This is a genomic window from Shewanella sp. SM95 (assembly GCF_025653595.1).
GTDB classification, from domain to species: domain Bacteria; phylum Pseudomonadota; class Gammaproteobacteria; order Enterobacterales; family Shewanellaceae; genus Shewanella; species Shewanella oncorhynchi.
Window position 1 is genome coordinate 118,334 of record NZ_JAKKSE010000006.1, and the last position, 21,154, is coordinate 139,487.

The window sequence follows — 21,154 nt, forward strand, 5'->3', positions numbered from 1 at the left end:
AGGAGCATTGCACTCGGGCAATGCTCCTAATGACAAATATTAAAGGTGCTTCTGGCCTCGCACTTGACGGTTTTCACCGACCACCATCATTTCGCATTTAGGGCAGTCGAATACCAACTTGAGCACATCATTGCCGATTTCAAGCACCATAGGATCTGCCTTGATCCCTGGCACTTCTTTCGGACACAGATTGAAGTTAAAGCGTAGGCAATGCTTAGTGATCATCAATGGCACATCTTCGGTAACGCCATTTTTCTCATAGGTATCTTGGATTTCAATCACGCCATGGCGTTGATAAAAATCCTTGGCCTTTTCGTTGGCAACATTACCTAAGTAACTCAAATGCTTGACGGGATAGACTGCATCTTGATTATGCTTCCACGGCAGTGGACGCACATAGCCTTGCACACGAGCAGCCTCTAGAGCGGCCACACCATCACGGCGCAGACCATTGAGCACAGATGCAGGCAAGAACCAAGCTTGGGCCGTATCGATACTAATGCTACGGGCAACAAAGTCGGTACTGCCGAGCTTACCCAGCTGAGTGCGAGTATTTTGTAAGGTCTTATCGACATCTGTCGCAGGTGTCTTCTCGACTGTTAAATTGACTGTGGCGGTTAGGCCATAGATATCCGTCAAGGTCAGCGCCAGTCCATCTTGGGTGTCACTCAACCGTAAATCGACGCCGATAATCCGTTTAGAAGATTCTTTCGATAGCAGGGCTTCGAAGGCTTGGTTATGGTTACGATATAAAGTCATGCCGACCTTTAAATCCTTTGGCACCTGCAATATATGCAGTTTTAAACCTTCGGCACGGTTAACCCGCAGGCCTTGCAGCTTGTCATCGGATTGTTTTGCCATGGCAAAATTCGCGGGGAAAAACGCTAAGCCATCGCCGTTATTAAACTCATGGGTCGAGCTCACTTGGATAAAGTCTTTACCTATGCTAACCACTTTACCGACTTCTTCGCCTATGTATTTGGGCGAGCGAAAATCTTTAATTCCTTGGCTACGTTCGTTAACAAAGTAATCTGTACTGCCACGGTTAAAGGTCTTTTCAGGATCAGGGGTAAAACTATGTTCGCAGCGGCCGTGGGACGAAGCCTTAAACTCAGGGCGACGCGCCATAATCGCATCCAGCTTTTGGCGATAATGCGCGGTGACGTTTTTAACGTAACTTAAATCTTTTAAGCGACCTTCAATCTTAAACGAGCGAATGCCCGCATCGATGAGCGCCTCAAGGTTTTCAGTTTGGTTGTTATCTTTTAAAGACAATAAGTGTTCATTCTGCGCTAATACATCCCCTTGACGGGTTTTAAGATTACCCGGCAGACGGCACATTTGCGAGCATTCACCGCGGTTAGCACTGCGGTTACTAAAGGAGTGGCTCAAATTACATAAGCCACTGTAAGCCACACACAAAGCACCGTGGATAAAGAATTCGAGCTGCATATTAGTATGCGCGGCGACATCACGGATTTGGCTTAAGCCCAATTCACGGGCGAGCACCACCTGAGAAAAACCAACTTGCTCTAAAAACGCCACTTTTTCTGGACTGCGGTTATCCATTTGGGTACTGGCATGCAGGGCAATCGGCGGCAAATTGAGCTGTAATACGCCCATGTCCTGCACAATCAGCGCGTCAGCTCCCGCTTCGTACAATTGCCAAATAAGTTTTTCGGCGTCGGCCAGTTCGTTATCCATCAAAATGGTATTGAGGGCGACAAATACCTGAGCATGGTATTGGTGAGCATAAGTGCACAGGCGCGCGATATCTTCAACACTGTTACCCGCCGTTGCCCGCGCACCAAATGCAGGACCACCTATATATACCGCATCGGCACCATGGCGTATGGCTTCGATACCGTAGTCAGCATTTTTTGCAGGCGCCAATAACTCAAGACGGTTATGGACGTGAGAAAGATTCTCGGGAGTGTATATCTCTGGCTGGCTCATGGCTTCACAGACTCAAAATGATCATTAACGAAAAGGACGGGAGTATAACAAAAACTCAAATACAGCTCTATCAGCAAATCATCAACTAATCCGCTTTACTTTTGTCAGCAAGGATAATGGCACAGCCGATCTTTTGGCCTCACACTTGCGCCCTCAAGCCTAGCAGAGTATCTTTGCCCCGCATTGACGAATAGGCACTATTTATGACTGATTTTATTTACCAACCACCGACCACTCCTTGGCTCGATATTCTTTATCAAGATAAAGACATTATCGTCATCAACAAACCTTCAGGATTGTTGTCTGTGCCCGGTCGCGACCCCGCCCATTATGACAGTGTCTATGCCCGGGTAAAAGCAGAGCATCCCCATTGTCAAATCGTCCATCGCCTCGATATGGCAACCTCAGGTGTGATAGTTGTCGCCCTTATTCGTAGCGCCGAGCGGGAATTAAAACGTCAGTTCCACGATAGAGAAACCAGCAAGACCTATTATGCAAGGGTTGCAGGCCATGTCAAAAATGACACTGGCAGCGTTGATTATCCACTGATCTGCGACTGGCCAAATCGCCCTAAACAGAAAGTCGATCATCTTGTTGGCAAACCGTCTTTGACTCACTACCAAGTAATGAGCCGCGCCAAACGCTCAACGCTGGTTAAACTGATGCCAATCACAGGCCGCTCACACCAATTACGGGTGCATATGATGGCGCTAGGACATCCGATTTTAGGCGATGGTTTTTATGCCGACTCACTGGCAAAATCCTTAGCGCCTCGACTATTACTACATGCAGCAGAGCTCACCATCAAACATCCCTACTCGGGTGTCAGTATGACTTTTAGCGCAAAAGTCCCTTTTTGTGAGCCTTTGGGTGAACAATGATCACTAAAATCAAATAATACGGGCAAAATCGGTAGCAATTCCCCATAAAAAAACGTAACTTTATGACAATTCACTACGTTATAGAGAGTTTATTTATGGATACCGCATTTCAGCGCGATCAACTCGATAATCATATCCTCGAAGCCCTAATGCAGGATGCCCGCACCCCCTTTGCCGAACTCGCTAAACGCTTTAGCGTTAGCGCCGGCACTATCCATGTTCGGGTAGAAAAAATGAAGCAAGCGGGGATCATTACAGGTGCGCAAATCACGGTAAACCCTAAAGCCCTAGGCTATGACGTTTGCTGTTTTATCGGTATCAACCTTAAAAGCGCTGGCGATTACCCCGCCGCTATCGCCAAACTCAACGCTCTCGAAGAAGTCGTCGAAGCCTATTACACCACAGGCAACTACAGTATTTTCGTAAAGGTAATGTGCCAATCCATCGATGGTTTACAGCACGTACTCATCAATCGCATTCAATCTATCGATGAAATCCAGTCGACAGAAACCTTAATCAGCCTACAAAACCCAATCGTCAGAGCGGTTAAGCCTTAAACAGGAAATCCCCCTTAAGACTAATAACAGAAAAGATATTCCAATACTGAATTGATTCATTTTCCTCAGCAACAACTAAAAATATCCTATTACTACCTCAGCATATGCACTATTAAGTCCTCGGACATAAACAAGGAGCCTTAATGGCTCCCTTTTTCTATTACGCTCTAAAGAAATATGTTTAAGAACGCAGGCCTATTCCGCGCGAGACTAAGTAATACGCTAAGGTCCACAGGGCGACACAGAAACCGATCATAATGGCGATGGATAATGGCACGCTGATATCGGCGAAGCCTAAAAAGCCATAGCGGAACACGTTGATCATATAGACCACAGGGTTGAGTGCCGACACGCCTTGCCAAAATGGGGGCAAGAGTGACAGGGAATAAAATACCCCGCCAAGGTAAGTTAATGGGGTGAGCACAAAGGTCGGGATGATACTGATATCATCAAAACTCTTTGCAAAAACAGCGTTGATTAACCCACCCAGTGAGAATAACACTGAGGTTAAAAACACTGTCATTACCACTAAACCGGCATGATGCAAGCTAATATCAACAAAGAACATGGCCACTAATGTCACTATCAGGCCAACACACAAACCGCGCGCCACGCCGCCGCCTACGTAGCCAGCAATCAGCACATAATGGGGCACAGGTGCCACCATCAACTCTTCTAAATTACGTTGAAACTTGGCACTGTAAAATGAGCTAGCAACATTCGAGTAAGAGTTAGTGATCACCGACATCATGATCAAACCAGGGGCGATAAACTCCATATAAGATACGCCGCCCATTTCTCCAATCCGGCTGCCGACTAAGTTACCAAAAATCAAAAAATACAAGGTCATGGTAATCGCTGGCGGGACTAAGGTCTGGATCCAAATTCGCGTAAAACGATTGATCTCTTTACTTAAAATACTTTTAAAGGCAATAAAGTAGAGCTGATTCATGCTGAGGCTCCCTGAGTTTTCTTCACGAGTTCGACGAAGAGTTCTTCTAACCGATTAGACTTGTTACGCATCGATAGCACTTCAATATTGGCTGCGCTCAATTGGCTAAAGACATCGTTAAGATTATGCTCTTTCGCTACATCCACCTCTAAGGTATGAGAGTCGGTTAAGCGACAAGTCATACCATCGAGTACTGGTGCTGTTGCTGTATCGTGACGCAGATCGAGAATAAACGTCTCCATATTCAGCTTACTCAGCAACGCCTTCATGCTAGTGCATTCCACTAAAATACCTTTATCGATAATGCCGATATTACGGCAAAGCATTTCCGCTTCTTCAAGGTAATGAGTGGTCAGGATGATCGTCACGCCCTGCTGGTTTATTTGTTTAAGAAACTCCCACATAGAGCGGCGCAGTTCAATATCCACACCTGCGGTAGGTTCATCTAAAATCAATAACTTAGGTTCGTGCATCAGGGCGCGAGCAATCATTAACCGTCGCTTCATGCCACCGGATAATTCCCGCGAAGGGCTATTGCGCTTTTCCCACAGATCCAGTTGGCTTAAATATTTTTTGGCACGCTCAAGGGCAACCGGTTTTGGCACACCATAGTAACCCGCTTGATTCACCACAATTTGCAGCACGGTTTCAAACTGGTTGAAGTTAAACTCTTGTGGTACTAAACCAATGCAGAGCTTGGCGTGTTCTAACTGCTTATCAATATCATAATCAAAGACTTTGACCGTACCTGAACTCTTCTGCACTAAGGAGCTAATAATACCAATCGTGGTGGATTTACCCGCACCATTGGGGCCGAGCAAGGCAAAAAAATCCCCTTGATTGACGGTAAGGCTGATGCCTTTGACCGCTTCTACGCCGCCTTTATAGGTTTTTTTAAGCCCTTCGAGTACCAGAGCATGGGTAATATTCGCCATATTTGTACCGTTCCTTACACATTAGAAAGTAATAAGATGGTGCTAAAAAACACAATTACAATGATGGATTGCAGAACTAAAGCAAAAAATTAGCTAATTGATTGAAAAGAAAAATTTAATGATTCAATCATTAATGCTTTTTATATTGCCGCAAAAAGCAAAACTCCCGCCTGTTGCGGGAGTTTTAAACTGTATCGGACACTTAATCGAGTGGTACGACTTTGGCGATATAAGGTAGATTGCGATACTGCTCGGCATAATCAATACCATAACCTACGATAAACTCATCAGGGATAGTAAAACCGATAAAATCGACCTTCACATCCACTTCACGACGCTCAGGTTTATCCAACAGGGTGCACAGTGCAAGACTCTTAGGCTCCCGCAGTAACAACATCTCGCGCACTTTGCTTAAGGTGTTACCTGAGTCAATCAAGTCTTCCACAATCAATACATCGCGACCGGCGATATCTGATTGCACATCTTTCAGCACTTTCACATCCCGTGAGCTGGTCATAGTATTGCCATAACTGGAAACCGACATAAAATCGATTTCAACATGCCCTTTAATGCGGCGACACAGGTCAGCCATAAAGACCACTGAGCCTTTTAACAAGCCTACCATCAGCAGACGTTCACTGTGGGCATAATGGGCATTGATTAGCTCGGCCATTTGATCCAATTTCTGGCTTATCTCTTCAGCAGAGATCATCACTTCGGTGGTGTGTTTCATATAAGTCTCAATTGTCGAGGTCGCGGTTAGACTGTTTGTCATAACCCCAGCGACTCGTTAATGCATGGTCAACGCCCAAATGATCGAGAATTCGAGCGACCATAAAGTCTACCAGATCTTCTACCGATTTGGGATTGTGATAAAAACCGGGTGCAGCGGGCATAATGGTCGCGCCGAGGCGAGAAAGGCTTAACATATGCTCTAAGTGTATGGCACTAAAAGGAGTTTCCCTCGGTACTAGGATAAGCTGACCGCGCTCTTTAATCACCACATCGGCGGCGCGTTCGAGTAAATTATTACTCATTCCAGTGGCTACAGCCGCTAACGTCCCCGTCGAGCAAGGGCAAATCACCATTTGTTTAGGTGCAGCGCTACCCGATGCAGGCGGCGAAAACCACTCATCTTTGCCTAATACCACTAACTCGCCAGCAATAATCACGCCTTTTTCGTGCAGCAAAGCCAACAGCTGGGCATGGGCTTTGTCACCGTTGGCGCTTAACTGTAAGCCGTGTTCCGTCGCCAATACCACTCGAGCGGCACTGGAGATCATCAAAAACACTTGATAACCCGATACCAATAGACACTCGAGTAACTTAAGCCCATAGGGTGCACCCGAGGCACCTGTCCAAGCTAAGCTAATCGCCTTAGTCGACTTTGCGTAGGCCATCTTAGCTAACCTGCTCTACAGTTGAAGCCTGTTCTAATGCGGCCAGCAGCTTCTTATGTAACCCACCAAAACCGCCGTTACTCATCACCACTATGGTGTCGCCTGCTTTGGCGGTTGCTGCGACTTTCGCGACCACATCATCAATTTGATGTAACACAGTCACAGGGATCACCGCCGCTTCCATGGCTTCTTTCATATTCCAGTCGATGGTATCGGCTTGATATAAAAAGGCTTCGTCGGCTTGCATCATAGAAAAAGCTAAAGTGTCTTTATGGACACCGCTCTTCATGGTATTTGAGCGCGGCTCAAGTACCACAGTAATTTTGCTCTGCCCAACCTTAGCCCGCATACCTTTTAACGTGGTCGCAATGGCCGTCGGATGGTGGGCAAAATCGTCATATACGCTCACACCGTTAACGGTTCCGAGTAATTCTAGTCGACGCTTAGGTGGCATAAACTTAGCTAAAGCTTCAATTGCAGCACTCGGCTTAACGCCCACGTGGCGTGCGGCAGCAATAGCCATTATGGCGTTTTCAATATTGTGTTGACCAATCAAATCCCATTCGAGAATGCCTTGAGACTCACCATCAAAAAACACTTCAAAGCGATGGCAATCATCACTTAACGCTTTGCCATACCAACCGCTGGTCGATTCGGCTAAATGATAGGTTTCTTGCTCACTCCAACAACCCATATCAATCGTTTGCTTAACAGCATGGGAATCGGCGGGCCAAATGATCTTGCCTTCACCTGGAACGGTGCGAACTAAGTGGTTAAACTGTTTTTGAATAGCAGCCAGATCGGCAAAAATATCGGCATGATCAAACTCAAGATTGTTGATCACTAAGGTACGCGGATGATAATGCACGAATTTCGAACGTTTATCGAAAAAGGCACTGTCGTATTCGTCGGCCTCAACGACAAAGAAAGCGGTCTTGCCTAAACGTGCCGACACACCAAAGTTTTGCGGTACGCCACCGATTAAGAACCCAGGCTCATAACCACAATCATCTAAAATCCAGGCTAACATGCTAGATGTCGAGGTTTTACCGTGAGTACCAGACACTGCCAGCACCCAACGCTCAGGCAAAATATGATCGGCTAAAAACTGCGGGCCAGAAGTATAAGGGATGCCAATGTTCAACACGGCTTCCACACAAGGATTACCCCGGCTCATGGCATTACCAATCACAACTAAGTCAGGATAATGCCCTGCTTCACCCAGCTGGCTGGGATCAAAACCTTGAATAAGCTCAATGCCTTGGTCCTCTAGTTGCGTGCTCATTGGAGGATAGACATTGGCATCCGAGCCCGTCACTCTGTGCCCTTTGGCCCTAGCCAATAACGCTAGACCACCCATGAAGGTTCCACAAATCCCTAAAATATGTACGTGCATACCGCTCGCTCTGATGTGTTGAATTCACCGCCATTCTAATCCATCGGGCGACAGATTGGCAGGTAACAATCGGTGAAAAGCACTGCAATCGCAAATGACAGTTTTTAAATCCGTAGATTTCACATTTGAGCTGCAGAACTGAGATTTTTAGATAACAGGTCAACTAACACAAGGCCGAAAACTGTCGCAATGGAGGTCCTAACGTAAGTCACGGTAGAGCTGAGCGTGCTGGCTACGGTGACGACTAAATAAGAATTGACGTAAGGCTTCACGCTCTTCGGTTTCGGCCTGAAACTTAACGAAGGCCAGACCTTTCTCGCTACGAATAGGCTCGATATCGACGCGCATAGTCTCGCCATTGGGCAATTGTAATTGCAAGTCTTTACTGCCTAACAATTGCTTAAATTGCTGCTGTGATTTAGGACGGATGGCCATGCCAGAACTGGATAACGAGGCAACAGACCATTGCTCACCTTGATCGTGGTCAAATATCCACACATCATCGGCTTGAGTTAACCGCCAACTGCGCTCCACTCCCGAGGCATCTAGCACTTCAGGCACACCTAAAGTGGGTTGAAACTGTCCAAAGTCATCCACATTCATCAGTAGCGGAAACCAGAGTTTATAGGGTCCAACTTCGGCCAATAAAGTGAGTTTTGCCTTGCCGAGAATCGAGGCAATAACTTGCGGCACTTCAGTTGTGACTGTGAGCACGTGATTGACTAGGGGATCGTTAGTCAAGGCAGTGCCCACACGAGTCGGCGAAAAAAGTTCGCTAAAACAAGCAAGCTCCTCCGCGGATAATCGAGGTTCATCCATCATGATAAGTCCTCCCAAGTTAAATTCCTTATCCCAAAAAGTACCACCAAAGTATGGGATTGTACATTTTTACACCAAAACAGTGGCAAAAAACGGAATATAGGCTAGCAAGGCTAAATTCAAGACTCTATTAGCCATTTGCGCTATTTAACTTGGAAAATGCAGTGGATTGTTATTCCTCGCTTTTTAAACTGCTGTTAGGCGGAGCAAACAAGATACGTAAGCGTTGTTTAACACTCAAGCCTGCCGCAGTAACCTCAGCAAACATGTCTCGCCATTCACTAAAAGTCACTTTAAAGGGATTGAAACTATTCACAGGCTTAGTGATACCGTAAATAACAGTCTCTACCTCGGGCTCAAAAGTGCCAAACAGCTTGTCCCAAATAATCAGCACGCCAGCATAGTTTTTATCTATATATTGGGGATTACGACCGTGGTGCACCCTGTGATGCGATGGAGTATTAAAGACCCATTCCAGCGGTCCGAGTGATTTAATCGCTTGGGTATGCACAAAAAATTGCAATCCTAGATTGAGTAATACCACAAACACCACCCAGTTTGGGTCGAAACCTATGACCACCAGCGGCAACCAAAACACCCACATGCCCGCAAACGGATACATTAAACTCTGGCGAAACGCCGTGCTAAAATTCATATTCTCAGAGCTGTGGTGCACCACGTGAGCCGCCCACATCCAACGCACTCTGTGGCTCGCCCTGTGGAACCAGTAGTAACAAAAATCCTGCGCAACCATCAAGGCAATAAAGCTTAATGGGCCCATTTCAATATCGAATAACTTCCAACCAAACATCGCCAGATACAGCTTAGCGATCAACAAGCCAGTGAGTAGATCGGCACCTTGATGCATGGCCGCAAGGCTGAAATTACACAGTACTTCTTGGCCGCGATAACGTGCAGTTAACGGTAGCTTTTGTCTTTTATCGCCAAAATACCATTCCAGCAAAATACACACGAAAAACAACGGCGCGAGTACGAGCAGTAACACTTCGGGGTGCTGGATCAGCGAGGCGATATCCATATAAGGTCGTCCTGTTCTCTTGTTGTTTTATGATTATTTTTAGTGTTTTTTATATCGATTCTGAGCGAATTTTATAAACCGCATTAAACGCCACAACACAGACAACCGCGGCCGGTTAGTCGCGTTTGACGACCCGCATTAGGTTACCAGCGAGCATAGTGATCTTCGGCGAGTCCCAGAACATTATTTAACTGGTAACTATGCCCTTGATTATCGGTAATCGTGCCACTGAAATGACCGATGAATTGGCGGAAATTACTCTTAAGCAAGAGCAAATTACGCTTTTCACTGCGACAATTGCGCGCCGCAAACTGCAAATCCACTTGGCCATTTTGACTGTAGACTCGCCAAACCTCGGCGCCGAGCGTGGCATGGCGATCAAACTCAAATTGCACTGGCCCGAGTAAATGACGCTCGCCATTAATCCAAAAGACATTTTCAGTAGCCCCAGTTTCATTAACACCCGCCGCTAAATTAAGCCCCATAATGCCCTCATGGATCCGCGCGTTAATTGACGCCCAGCGCCAACTGGTATCACGGCGCATGTAACCCGCTGAAAAGTCATAGCCTGCTAAAGCTTGATTCAGCGGCTGCGGCTCATGACCCACAGTCAAACTACCTTTAACGGTCAAACCATTATGCTTTTGTGTGTAAGTCCAGCCGTTGTATCCAGTAGGACTACACATAGCCATAGGCAAACTTAAGGGGGCTGAGTGTAAAGTCACATCGGCTTGAATGTTTTTAGTATCAATCATTAACCGCCAACCGCCCTCTACAATCTCAAAGCTTAACTGCGCCCCTTTACGGCCAATACTACTTCGGCCCTCGGCTGGCGATGGCGTCATTTGATAGCCAAACCTCAAAGGTTTTAGCCAATCAAGCTGGGTGAGTGTGTTGGTTTTTATATCGTATAAATAACAAAAAGCACTGCCGACGTAGGCAATATCGGCAAGCGCGATGCCTAGGACATAACGCGGCGTGACCAAAGAGACAAACTGAAATTGTTTATAATCGAAATGCTTAGCCCACGCTGAAGCAGGTTTATCCATAGTATCGAAATAGGCAAAGTCCGCTAAACCTAAGGTTTTGACTATGCCATCGAAATGACCAAAATGGGGTAACCCCTTCGGATTGATCAAGTTATCTGGGGCGATTTGCGTTGCTATCGTTAACATGACTAAGCCTTACAAAAAGGACGCGGGAGCATCTATGCTCTCTCATTCTAAACATCGAATTTTTACTCTAACCTGTCCCCCATTGCATTAAAAGAGTGCAAGGACAAAATGTTGTCATTTTGTTGCCAGCCAGTATTCGGTTTAATGTTTTAAATTCCTTGTTTGTAAAACGATTAAAGCGCCTAAAGGCGCTTTAATCGTTGGATAAGGAAAGATTAGAATCGGTAGCTAATACCAAAGTTGATCCCCTGTAATTCAAGCTCTTTCATCGGGATATATTGGTATTCCAAATTCAAACCGAATCCTGACTTAAATCGATATTGCCAGCCTGCAGCGCCATAAAAACCGACATCATCCGAGTCCATATCTTGTTTATCTATCTCATAGCTGACTTGAGTGTAAGCAGCGCCTAATTTGGCATACAGGCTGTTACCACGAGACAAAGCATATTCAGCGTAAGCGGCGGTTATAACACCTTGGTAACGTAAATCTTTTATCTCACTGATGACGCTAACAAGCGCACTCGCCACCCCACCTGAACCCGCTAAATAACCCGCCTCAAACCCAAAATGCTCGTTGAGCATATAGCGGTAATATAAGTCGCTGGTTAATGTGTCACCCGCATCATATTTACCGTTCTTAGTTTCAAATTCTTGGGTACCGTAACCTAAACTACCACCCAGTATATGGGCAGAATCGCCCGCGAGCGCATTGGAGCTCATCAGGCCTGACGCCAGCATCAGGCCAACAAATAACGAAGTGAATGATATTTTTTCCATATTTAACCTGCCTTCCATGCCTTGTAACTATGCGAATAAATGATGTGAATGCACAGAAAACACGGATGTGAATAATGAGCACAAGATATTAGCAATAAAAGCTGTACCTCAACTGAATCACGGTGTTCTGTGGCATCAAAAGTGATTTCTGGTATGCTGTAGCCACTTTTACTTGTACGAGAGATCCCATGAAACGGCTATTACTGACCTTGACTTTCCCCCTGCTGTTCGCGGGCTGTGCCAGCCAAAATCCGACTCATATGGCTTTCAGCCCTCAAGTGCCCAATATCAGCCAACAAACGGCGCAACTTGTACCTATCGCTCTTGAAACGGTAGATACACGCACAGTCGATTATGTTGCTCGTTTTATTGAAGAAGGGACAAAAACACGTTTAGTTGGCCCGAGCGAACCGCCTAAACTGTTACTCGATGAAGTATTCCGCGCAGGTTTTGCTCAAGCGGGCTACCAAATCGACCCAAGCGCAACTAATTCAGTGCAAATTCAATTAGAAGAATTGCAAATGGATATCACTAAAAAGACCTTTGGCTATGAGGCAAAACACAGTGTGTTAATCGCAGTTCAAGCCAAAAATTCCACCCAAGAGCTGGTAAAACGCTATAAAGCCAAAGGCACTTTAAAAGGTCCTTTAACGCCCGATTTTGCAACCTTAGAACTGGATATGAACAAATTGCTCGGCCAACTTACCGGCGAGATTCTAAACGATCCTGAGCTTAATCAGTTTCTACAAAAATAACAGCGTCAGTTTATTATAAGGAAATCAATATGCTCCGTTGGATATCAGCCCTCTTACTCATCTTTATGAGTCATCATAGCCTCGCACTCGACATTCAGGCCGATACCTTGTATCCCAGAGTCGAATTTGATACTAGCTTAGGCAAAATAGTGGTCGAGCTAGATAGAACTCGTGCACCAATCACTGTCGATAACTTTTTAACTCATGTCGTTAAAGGCGAATACGACAACACAATATTTCACCGCGTGATCAGTGACTTTGTGGTGCAAGGCGGCGGAATCACCCCCAAGTATGAAGAGCTGCCCGAAGGTAAGCCGATAGTCAACGAATCAGGAAATGGCCTAACAAATAGCATGGGCACTATCGCCATGGCTCGTGAAAACGAGCCGCACTCAGCCACTCGTCAGTTCTACTTTAACGTAGCCGACAACACTAAACTCGATCCCTCTAAACGTCGTTGGGGTTATGCCGTATTTGGTGAAGTGATTGAAGGTAAAACCGTCCTCGAAGCTATGGCTGTCGTTGAGACAGGGACTAACACTAAGCTCAATTGGCCCGATGTTCCTGTTACCCCTATCATATTGAAAAAAGCCAAATTATTACCAAAACAGTAATCAAAATATAATTTCGAGCAAAAGCGCTAATTTTGCATCTATACTGTGATAGTAAACAGAAAGGAGGCAAACGATGACGGCAACTGAGTTCATCGATAATAAAGCGCCCCAACTCGCCTTCTATGGAAAAGCGTTTTTGAGTGAAGAACTCGACTTCCATGAAGTGCAACTTTACTTATGGGACACGTTAGAAGAATGGCAGCAACTGAATTCGACTGGCGAAGCGCAAACTGAAACTGAAAAAGTGTTTTGGCACTTGCTCCACAGCTTTAACAGGTGGCCTGACTGTGTGATCCGCGGTAATCAATATCTGCGTAAGCAAGTAAATGATTGCTGTGACTACCTGAGTTTAGGCGGCCGAGTGCCGCAGGGATGCATCGGGATAAGACCTTAAGTTCAGCATTCCTATCGATAAAAAATGGCCCTGTAATAGGGCCTTTTTTATTTCGTAAACCAATTCCTCGTGTGTACATTATTACGCTCTCCTTACTATCAAGATCTATGCTAGCGATAAAGATAAGCGGTAAACTTTTAGCTACAAGCAGTTAACTCTCGAGCCATATTCAACCATCTTATAGTGCTAAACGGGACTCCAAAGTAAAAGGAATACCATTAGCCCTTGAACCCTATGGCACCTTACCCGTAAGCTAAGCGGATTAAACACTTAGACTCATGCCTATGTCCGCAAAAGGTTTTATTCAACGTACACTCGATGCCCTCAGTGTCTATTATCACAAGCGGGTTTTGATCCTGTTATTACTGGGTTTTTCTGCTGGTCTACCATTAATGCTGGTATTTTCAACGTTATCCTTTTGGTTGCGTGAAGCTGGTGTTGATCGCACTTCAATCGGTTATTTCAGCTGGATAGCCTTAGCCTATGCGTTTAAATGGGCTTGGTCACCCTTAGTCGATCGGCTTTCATTGCCGCTGCTAACTCGATTTCTAGGCCGCCGCCGTAGCTGGATGCTGTTCGCTCAGTTGTTATTGGTTGGTGCCATCTTAGGCATGTCTTTTAGTGACCCTCTCAAAGATCTCGAGCGCTTGGCACTGTACGCGTTAATGGTCGCCTTTGCCTCAGCCACCCAAGATATTGTTATTGATGCCTTTCGGATTGAATCAGCCCCAGAAAAGATGCAAGCCGCACTAGCAGCGGCCTATCAAGTGGGTTATCGCAGCGCCATGATTATCGCCACCGCAGGCGCACTCACCATAGCGGCTTGGGTTGAACCCGGTAACACAGAATACAACTTAGTGGCATGGCAAACTTCTTACCTGATTATGGCAGGATTGATGTCTGTTGGGATTTTGACCACGCTTTTTAGCCGCGAACCCGAAGTCGATACCCGCGCCGCCGATGCCACTGAATTAGCGCTAAAACAACGCTTAAGTGCCCGTTATCCAAGAATTATCGCAGCGGGCATATCTTGGGTATATACGGCCAGTATTTTACCCTTTATCGACTTTTTCAAACGCTATGGCCGCAGCGCTATCCTCATCTTATTACTGATTTCTTGCTACCGGATCTCGGATATTGTGATGGGGATTATGGCGAACGTCTTTTATGTGGACATGGGATTCACTAAGGAAGAAATTGCCTATTTGAGTAAAATCTATGGTCTGATCATGACCTTAGTCGGCGCAGCCTTTGGCGGCGTTCTGTTAGCTCGCTTCGGAACTATGAAAATCCTTTTCCTCGGTGCCTTACTGGTTGCCGTAACCAATCTGCTATTCGCGTGGCAGGCAGTGATTGGCTACAACGTGCCCTTTTTAACCTTTGCGATTTCCGTGGATAACTTCAGCGCTGGGATAGCCACGGCGGCATTTATTGCCTATCTCTCGAGTCTCACTAGCAACGGCTACAGTGCAACGCAATATGCCTTACTGTCTTCGATTATGTTGCTTTTCCCTAAATTTATCGCGGGCTTCTCGGGCGCTTATGTCGACGCATTTGGCTATGTGAACTTCTTTGTCGCCGCCAGTGTTATTGGCTTTCCGGTGTTGTTTTTGGTTGTCTTAGTCAACAAGTATGCGCCGCATCCAAGCACATCATTAATGGATGATTCGTCAAAAAGTGCACCAACAAAATCGGATTAAGGTCTCATAGCACTTATGTCATCAATATAAAAAAGCCCTCACACCTTAGTGTGAGGGCTTTTACATTTAAAGACGAAATGGCAAACGCGATACTGCATCACGTTAAACCAATTCTGCTCGATTAATCTTTAAAGTTATCAAATTGGAAAGGCTGGCCTAACTCAGACTCACGTGCCAACGCCATGACAGCTTGTAAATCGTCACGTTTTTTACCTGTAACTCGTACTTTCTCGCCCTGAATAGACGCTTGCACTTTAAGTTTGCTGTCTTTAATTAGCTTGACCAGTTTTTTAGCAATTAAGGTTTCTATACCTTCTTTAAACTTCACTTTTAGGGAGAAGGTTTTACCGCTGTGGATGGCTTTCTCATCGACTTCCATCGAAGACGGATCCACATTACGTTTGCTCAGTTGCATACGTAAAATGTCCACTAATTGTTGGCATTGGAAGTCATCTTCAGCGGTTAACGTGACCACATGGTCCTTATATTCCACGTCAGCCGTTTTACCGCGAAAATCGAAACGTGTCGCCAGCTCACGCTTAGTATTATCAACCGCATTACGCAGTTCAACTTCATTCACTTCTGACACAATATCCATTGAAGGCATAGTTTTTATGTCCCATATCAAATTAATATGCAGCTAGTTTACCCACACACAGGCCTAAGTTGAAGGTAAAGCCTAGAATAAAAGCGTAATCATGGGTGACTTTAGCCACACATTTTCCTATCATTGCCCCACTCTAAGCTAATACAAACATATTTGTGATAACTAAAAACACCCTATTTAAGCTGGCTTTAGCCGTAGCCTTTGTCGTGATCAGTTATCTGGTATTTTCCAGACCAACCTATTCGCAAAGTATTCCGAATATCGACAAGGTAGGCCATCTTGGGAGCTTTTTTTGCCTCTCCTATCTCACCTATCTTGCTTTCAAACCTAAGTGGTATTGGTTATCTCTCACACTGGCAAGCTATGCCATTTTAATTGAGTTAGTGCAATCACGTTTGCCCTACCGTAGCGCTTCTGTGGGTGACGTTATTGCCGACTTTTCGGGTATTGCACTGTTTTACTTTTGCAATTGGGCCTATGGCAAATACTTCCGCGCAGCGCAATTGCGAGAAGATTAACTCAGGCGCTTCAAACTGGTACTGATGACCGATACCTTAAGGCTACAGATATGACTCATGCTGTGAACATAAATCGCGTGGTGGATATTGCGATTTTAGGTGCTGGTGCCGTTGGGCAGCTTATTTGCCACCAACTGACTACAGCGGGCATGGGTGTTGGTCTTATCGGCCGCGATTCAATTGCATCTATACAGCAGACACTTAGCGTCACTCCATTAGCGCCGGCCAATGATAATCAACAGAAAACACACGCACTCCAGTATTCTGTGCCTATCTTGACGGCCAATGCGCTCGATAATATCCGCCTCGTGATTGTCTGCGTCAAAGCCTATCAAGTGCTCGATGCACTTTTGCCCTTACTTAACCAACTGCCCAGACAATGCCATATTTTGTTGTTACACAATGGAATGGGACCTCATTTAGCCCTAGCGCCGCTAATTGATGCGCAAGCTGATAGCAGAGGGTTAAGCCTAGGGACAACTTCTCAAGGGGTGTTACGTCAAGCCAGTTGGCAAATTAGGCAAACGGGACAAGGGCTAACTCAATTTGGGCATTTTGCAGGTACAGAGCTCACTGAGCATTATCGCAATGCTTTGCTGGCTGCCATTCCGGGCAGTGAATGGGTCGATGCGATTGTACCTTGCCTGTGGCAAAAACTCGCAGTCAATGCCGCCATCAATCCGCTCACGGCGCTATATCAATGCCCCAATGGCAAACTAGCTGAGCCAGATTTTAGTGAAATGATTAAGGGTATTCTCGATGAGTTAGTCACGGTTTCCACACTCGAGGGCGTGCCTCTCGATAAACAATTGTTACACGACAGGGTCTATCAGGTGATCCGCCTCACTGCGGGGAATTTCTCATCGATGCACCAAGATATTGCACACCAAAGACGAACTGAGATAGACCAAATTAATGGTTATATCTGTGAGCGTGCACGAGCGCACGGTTTAAGTGCGCCAGTTAATGCTGACCTCTGGGCGCGCGTCAAACAGCTAGAAGCTTAAGCAAGAAAACTCACATAACAAAACCAAATATAACAGTATGTTTAATTTAAATAATTTTTAATTTTTTGCTGAATCCTCACTTTTTATTTACCACATTAAAACGCGAATTACCCTAGCGCCATACTCACTCGGCTTTTGCTGCACTCATGCTAGTCAAGCAAATTTACCTTGCACCAACAATACGCACCAAATCAGGGCAGATTAACTTTGCTTTGCACTGTTTTGCACCAAAATTTTAAGCTATTTCGGTGCGTTTTAATGTTAACGCAATGATAATAAATGCTTTATCTATATGGCCTAATTCCTGCTTTATTCCAATAAATTGAGTCTACAGCTTGTTGGAGAGAAAATTGAAACTGGTCACCGCAATCATTAAACCGTTCAAATTAGACGATGTACGTGAAGCCTTAACTCAGCTCAGCGTCCATGGCATGACAGTCACTGAAGTACGCGGTTTTGGCCGCCAAAAGGGCCATACGGAATTGTATCGTGGTGCTGAATATGCAGTGGACTTTTTACCTAAGATTAAACTCGAAGTTGCCATTCATTCCGATCAAGAAGATGCCGTTATTGATGCCATTATTGCTGCAGCCCATACGGGCAAAGTGGGTGATGGCAAAATCTTTGTGACTTCGTTAGAACAAGTGGTGCGCATTCGCACTTCGGAAGAAGGAGTTGATGCCCTATGATGCTAGCGAGCTTCAGATTCAGTATTAAATCCCTATTGATATTATTCAGTATATTGACGACGAACGCCGTCGCCGATGATGGTCAATTTAGCGCTGCAAATACGGCGTGGATCTTAAGCTCATCCGCATTAGTGTTGTTGATGACCCTGCCAGGATTAGCCTTATTTTACGGCGGTTTAGTTCGCAGTAAAAACGTGCTTTCAATATTGATGCAATGCTTCTCTATTGCCGCCCTAGTGTCAGTTTTATGGTTCGGGCTAGGTTATTCACTCGCATTCGACACAGGTAACAGTCTCATCGGTGGCTTAGACAAAGCACTACTGTCAGGTATTGGTCGCGATAGTCTTAGCGGGGATATTCCCGAGCCGCTGTTTATGCTATTTCAAATGACCTTTGCCATCATAACGCCAGCTTTAATCATCGGTGGTTTTGCCGAGCGAATGAAGTTTTCAGCTGTGCTTATCTTTTCAGGTGCTTGGTTATTACTGGTTTATGCGCCGATCACCCACTGGGTTTGGGGCGGTGGCTGGTTAGCACAGCTAGGACTGTATGATTTCGCGGGCGGAACCGTGGTGCATATCACCGCAGGGGTTGCTGCACTCGTGGCCGCTAAAGTGCTAGGTCCACGCAAAGGATTTTTAAACTCGGCGATTATGCCGCACAACCTGACGATGACTGTCACAGGTGCGGGCATGCTGTGGGTGGGTTGGTTCGGTTTTAACGGCGGCAGTGCGCTAGGCGCTAACGGCACCGCAGCCATGGCGATTCTAGCCACTCATCTCGCCGCTTCTATGGGCGCGATAACATGGGCGGCAATTGAGTGGATTAAGTTTGGTAAACCCAGCGCCCTTGGCATAGTCACAGGCATGGTAGCGGGCTTAGGCACTATCACTCCCGCCTCTGGTTATGTTGGCCCAGCAGGCGCCTTAGTCATAGGTTTACTCGGTGGAATCGTGTGTTTTTACTCAACGGTTTATATCAAACAGAAACTTAAAATCGATGACTCCTTAGACGTTTTCCCCGTACACGGTATCGGCGGTATTCTCGGTACCCTTTTGGCAGGAGTATTTAGTTCGACCCAATTAGGCGTCTTTAGCGGCTACGGTTTTGCGGCAGTGAACGACACTATGATAGACCAACTTGGGGTACAGATTATCGGGGTTGCGGCGACATTCACTTATACTGCGGTGGTCACTTGGTTGCTGTTTGTGATCATCCGTAAGCTACTTGGCGGCCTTCGCGTCAGCACAGAACAAGAAGTTAACGGCTTAGATTTATCGGAACACGAAGAAACGGGTTATAGCCTTTAATCAGAACCTCGAGCCAGAACCTTTAGTTAAGACAGTTGAATAGCCATAAGGGTACCAAGGCGCCCTTATGGCAGACTTACATCATGATGCTACTTTTTAAAATGCTCGACTAACCATAACTTTAAATCCGCCAACTTCATCGGCTTAGCAAAGAGATAACCTTGTAAAAAATGGACTTGGCGACTGGTCAAATAATCTGCCTGCTCCTGGGTTTCAACCCCTTCAGCCACCACCACATAATTCATCTTATGGGAGAGCTCAATAATGGTATCGAGCACGTGGGAAGTCACGGAATCCTGCCCTATGGTATCGATGAAGCATTTATCGATTTTCAAGTAATCTAATGGCATGGTTTGTAACAAAGATAAGGTTGTTTGCCCAGTACCAAAGTCATCGATAGCCACTAAAATCCCCAACTGGCGTAAGCTTTCAATGCGCTGGCAAATATCCGGCGTTAATAATTGCCGTTCGGTGATTTCGATTAAAGGCTTAACGCCAATACGATCCAAAGAATCCCGCAGATGAATAAATTTCGACTCGATATCATTTTGGGTAAAATGCTCTGGCGCCACGTTGAACGCGACTCTAAAGCCCGATTCAACCTTCATATTAGCAAAATCTTTTAATGCCTTTTCGAAGATATAATTGGTCAATGGAACAATCAGCTTGCTCTCTTCGGCGATAGGAATAAACAAATCAGGCCGTACTAAGCCCATTTGTGGGTGCTGCCAACGCACTAATGCCTCGACTCCTTTGGCCTTGCCGTCCTCAGCACAGATCACAGGTTGATAAACCAAAAAGAACTCTTCGTTCTCTATCCCGCTACGAATATCATCAGCAAGGGAGTGACGAGATAACCGTGAATAGAGCACAAACAAGATAGAACCCGTAATCAAAATAATGCTAAAGGGTAATGAGATGGCAAAAAATATCCAAAAAAAATGCCTAAAAAAAGCAGGTGACATTTCTAGTAACACCGAAAAACGATGATCCTCAGAATCTAAAGTCATTACCTCATTTTTGATAAACTCGAGTGATTCAGGAATCGTTTTACCATTGATGGATAAAGCGACATTGATAACTGCGCTAGGAAACACATCGGGCTGTACAAAGGAATCTAATAAATATTGTCCTTCTATAATGACAGCAGCGCCGTGTTTAGATTTAGGGTCCCATTTAGATGACACTATCGCGGGCACCTCAGGCATAAAAGGCGTGCCCGTAATAATAAACTGGTTAGATATTTCAAGATTTTCGGTAGCACTAACAATGCTCAGGGGAGTATCAATATCACCAGTTTTAGATGAGCAATAAACATGTTGTGAATCATATATTAAAGCCGAGCGAAAGTAAGGTTGGAACAACATATAGTTGTATAACTCTTGACACTCAGAATCCTTCAATGCCAATGCATAATGGCTGATTTCATTAGCATGGGACACCAAAGTATCAATATGACTCACATAAATAGCCCCCACACCTTTGACTTTATCTTCAACAAAATACTGTGCAGAGAGATAACTTGCGGCAGCAGCAATTCCAATTGGAAACAATATGACTGCCAGCCATTGCCATAATGACAGATTTAATTTTGCTAACTTTTTTCGCATATATCCTTAACTCGCACAGCGCTCGGTTAAAAATGGTATCAAAATCTATGGAGCAAGACGT

Annotated in this window: 22 protein-coding genes; 10 read left to right on the plus strand and 12 right to left on the minus strand. The window is 45.5% G+C overall.

The window, feature by feature from the left end; translation table 11 throughout:
• Nucleotides 1-39 precede the first annotated feature (39 nt).
• A complete protein-coding gene (locus L5M29_RS09470; RefSeq protein WP_113939781.1) occupies nt 40-1,956 on the minus strand; it encodes a peptidase U32 family protein in 1,917 nt (638 codons plus the stop codon).
• 203 nt (nt 1,957-2,159) lie between these two features.
• Here L5M29_RS09470 and rluA point away from each other — a divergent pair, with 203 nt between their 5' ends.
• Together rluA and asnC are read left to right on the plus strand one after the other, a co-directional pair.
• On the plus strand, nt 2,160-2,837 hold the full coding sequence (rluA, locus tag L5M29_RS09475) for a bifunctional tRNA pseudouridine(32) synthase/23S rRNA pseudouridine(746) synthase RluA (RefSeq protein WP_263167566.1): 678 nt from the start codon (nt 2,160-2,162) through the stop codon (nt 2,835-2,837).
• A gap of 95 nt (nt 2,838-2,932) precedes the next feature.
• Nucleotides 2,933-3,394: a transcriptional regulator AsnC gene (gene asnC / locus L5M29_RS09480; RefSeq protein ID WP_006080290.1), complete on the plus strand. Its 462-nt coding sequence runs from the start codon at nt 2,933-2,935 to the stop codon at nt 3,392-3,394.
• 181 nt (nt 3,395-3,575) lie between these two features.
• On the opposite strand, the gene L5M29_RS09485 is transcribed toward asnC, so the two are convergent.
• From L5M29_RS09485 to L5M29_RS09525, 9 genes are all read right to left on the minus strand, one after another.
• A complete protein-coding gene (locus L5M29_RS09485) occupies nt 3,576-4,346 on the minus strand; it encodes an ABC transporter permease (RefSeq protein ID WP_006080287.1) in 771 nt (256 codons plus the stop codon).
• On the minus strand, nt 4,343-5,281 hold the full coding sequence (locus L5M29_RS09490; RefSeq protein WP_263167568.1) for an ABC transporter ATP-binding protein: 939 nt from the start codon (nt 5,279-5,281) through the stop codon (nt 4,343-4,345). The genes L5M29_RS09485 and L5M29_RS09490 overlap by 4 nt, the downstream gene beginning before the upstream one ends.
• 202 nt (nt 5,282-5,483) lie before the next feature.
• The gene (gene hpt / locus L5M29_RS09495; RefSeq protein WP_028761726.1) at nt 5,484-6,014 is read right to left on the minus strand and encodes a hypoxanthine phosphoribosyltransferase; all 531 of its coding nucleotides are present in this window, start codon (nt 6,012-6,014) and stop codon (nt 5,484-5,486) included.
• A 7-nt stretch (nt 6,015-6,021) separates the two neighbouring features.
• Nucleotides 6,022-6,681 carry a flavin prenyltransferase UbiX gene (locus L5M29_RS09500; protein ID WP_212599735.1) on the minus strand — a complete coding sequence of 220 codons (660 nt, stop codon included), beginning with the start codon at nt 6,679-6,681 and terminating at the stop codon, nt 6,022-6,024.
• A gap of 1 nt (nt 6,682) precedes the next feature.
• Complete coding sequence (mpl, locus tag L5M29_RS09505) at nt 6,683-8,077, minus strand: UDP-N-acetylmuramate:L-alanyl-gamma-D-glutamyl-meso-diaminopimelate ligase (RefSeq protein ID WP_263145309.1); 1,395 nt, start codon at nt 8,075-8,077, stop codon at nt 6,683-6,685.
• Nucleotides 8,078-8,275: 198 nt separating this feature from the next.
• The gene (locus L5M29_RS09510; protein WP_263167628.1) at nt 8,276-8,899 is read right to left on the minus strand and encodes a hypothetical protein; all 624 of its coding nucleotides are present in this window, start codon (nt 8,897-8,899) and stop codon (nt 8,276-8,278) included.
• Between the two features lie 169 nt (nt 8,900-9,068).
• Nucleotides 9,069-9,935: a sterol desaturase family protein gene (locus L5M29_RS09515; RefSeq protein WP_263167570.1), complete on the minus strand. Its 867-nt coding sequence runs from the start codon at nt 9,933-9,935 to the stop codon at nt 9,069-9,071.
• 143 nt (nt 9,936-10,078) lie between these two features.
• Entirely contained in the window at nt 10,079-11,110 is a 1,032-nt protein-coding gene (locus L5M29_RS09520) for a DUF2804 domain-containing protein (protein WP_263167572.1), read from the minus strand.
• 215 nt (nt 11,111-11,325) lie between these two features.
• The gene (locus L5M29_RS09525) at nt 11,326-11,850 is read right to left on the minus strand and encodes a porin family protein (protein ID WP_411569041.1); all 525 of its coding nucleotides are present in this window, start codon (nt 11,848-11,850) and stop codon (nt 11,326-11,328) included.
• Nucleotides 11,851-12,077: 227 nt separating this feature from the next.
• On the opposite strand from L5M29_RS09525, the gene L5M29_RS09530 reads away from it, so the two are divergent.
• The 4 genes from L5M29_RS09530 (at nt 12,078) to L5M29_RS09545 (ending at nt 15,352) form a co-directional block, all read left to right on the plus strand.
• Complete coding sequence (locus L5M29_RS09530; RefSeq protein ID WP_105250136.1) at nt 12,078-12,644, plus strand: YajG family lipoprotein; 567 nt, start codon at nt 12,078-12,080, stop codon at nt 12,642-12,644.
• A gap of 29 nt (nt 12,645-12,673) precedes the next feature.
• Nucleotides 12,674-13,258, plus strand: a complete 585-nt coding sequence (locus L5M29_RS09535; RefSeq protein ID WP_263167575.1) for a peptidylprolyl isomerase — start codon at nt 12,674-12,676, stop codon at nt 13,256-13,258.
• A 73-nt stretch (nt 13,259-13,331) separates the two neighbouring features.
• The gene (locus L5M29_RS09540) at nt 13,332-13,652 is read left to right on the plus strand and encodes a hypothetical protein (RefSeq protein WP_028761869.1); all 321 of its coding nucleotides are present in this window, start codon (nt 13,332-13,334) and stop codon (nt 13,650-13,652) included.
• Between the two features lie 284 nt (nt 13,653-13,936).
• Entirely contained in the window at nt 13,937-15,352 is a 1,416-nt protein-coding gene (locus L5M29_RS09545; protein ID WP_263167576.1) for an AmpG family muropeptide MFS transporter, read from the plus strand.
• Between the two features lie 121 nt (nt 15,353-15,473).
• Here the strand turns inward: L5M29_RS09545 and L5M29_RS09550 are convergent, their stop codons facing one another.
• Nucleotides 15,474-15,959, minus strand: coding sequence for a YajQ family cyclic di-GMP-binding protein (locus tag L5M29_RS09550; RefSeq protein WP_006080274.1), 486 nt, complete (start codon nt 15,957-15,959; stop codon nt 15,474-15,476).
• A gap of 155 nt (nt 15,960-16,114) precedes the next feature.
• Here L5M29_RS09550 and L5M29_RS09555 point away from each other — a divergent pair, with 155 nt between their 5' ends.
• The 4 genes from L5M29_RS09555 (at nt 16,115) to L5M29_RS09570 (ending at nt 19,483) form a co-directional block, all read left to right on the plus strand.
• Entirely contained in the window at nt 16,115-16,477 is a 363-nt protein-coding gene (locus L5M29_RS09555) for a VanZ family protein (RefSeq protein WP_105250138.1), read from the plus strand.
• A 50-nt stretch (nt 16,478-16,527) separates the two neighbouring features.
• Nucleotides 16,528-17,484 carry a ketopantoate reductase family protein gene (locus tag L5M29_RS09560; RefSeq protein WP_263167577.1) on the plus strand — a complete coding sequence of 319 codons (957 nt, stop codon included), beginning with the start codon at nt 16,528-16,530 and terminating at the stop codon, nt 17,482-17,484.
• 350 nt (nt 17,485-17,834) lie between these two features.
• Entirely contained in the window at nt 17,835-18,173 is a 339-nt protein-coding gene (locus tag L5M29_RS09565; RefSeq protein WP_105250140.1) for a P-II family nitrogen regulator, read from the plus strand.
• Nucleotides 18,170-19,483, plus strand: a complete 1,314-nt coding sequence (locus L5M29_RS09570; RefSeq protein WP_263167578.1) for an ammonium transporter — start codon at nt 18,170-18,172, stop codon at nt 19,481-19,483. Before L5M29_RS09565 ends, L5M29_RS09570 begins: the two co-directional genes overlap by 4 nt.
• 89 nt (nt 19,484-19,572) lie before the next feature.
• Here L5M29_RS09570 and L5M29_RS09575 read toward each other — a convergent pair whose 3' ends face one another.
• Nucleotides 19,573-21,093, minus strand: coding sequence for an EAL domain-containing protein (locus L5M29_RS09575; protein ID WP_263167579.1), 1,521 nt, complete (start codon nt 21,091-21,093; stop codon nt 19,573-19,575).
• Nucleotides 21,094-21,154 lie beyond the last annotated feature (61 nt).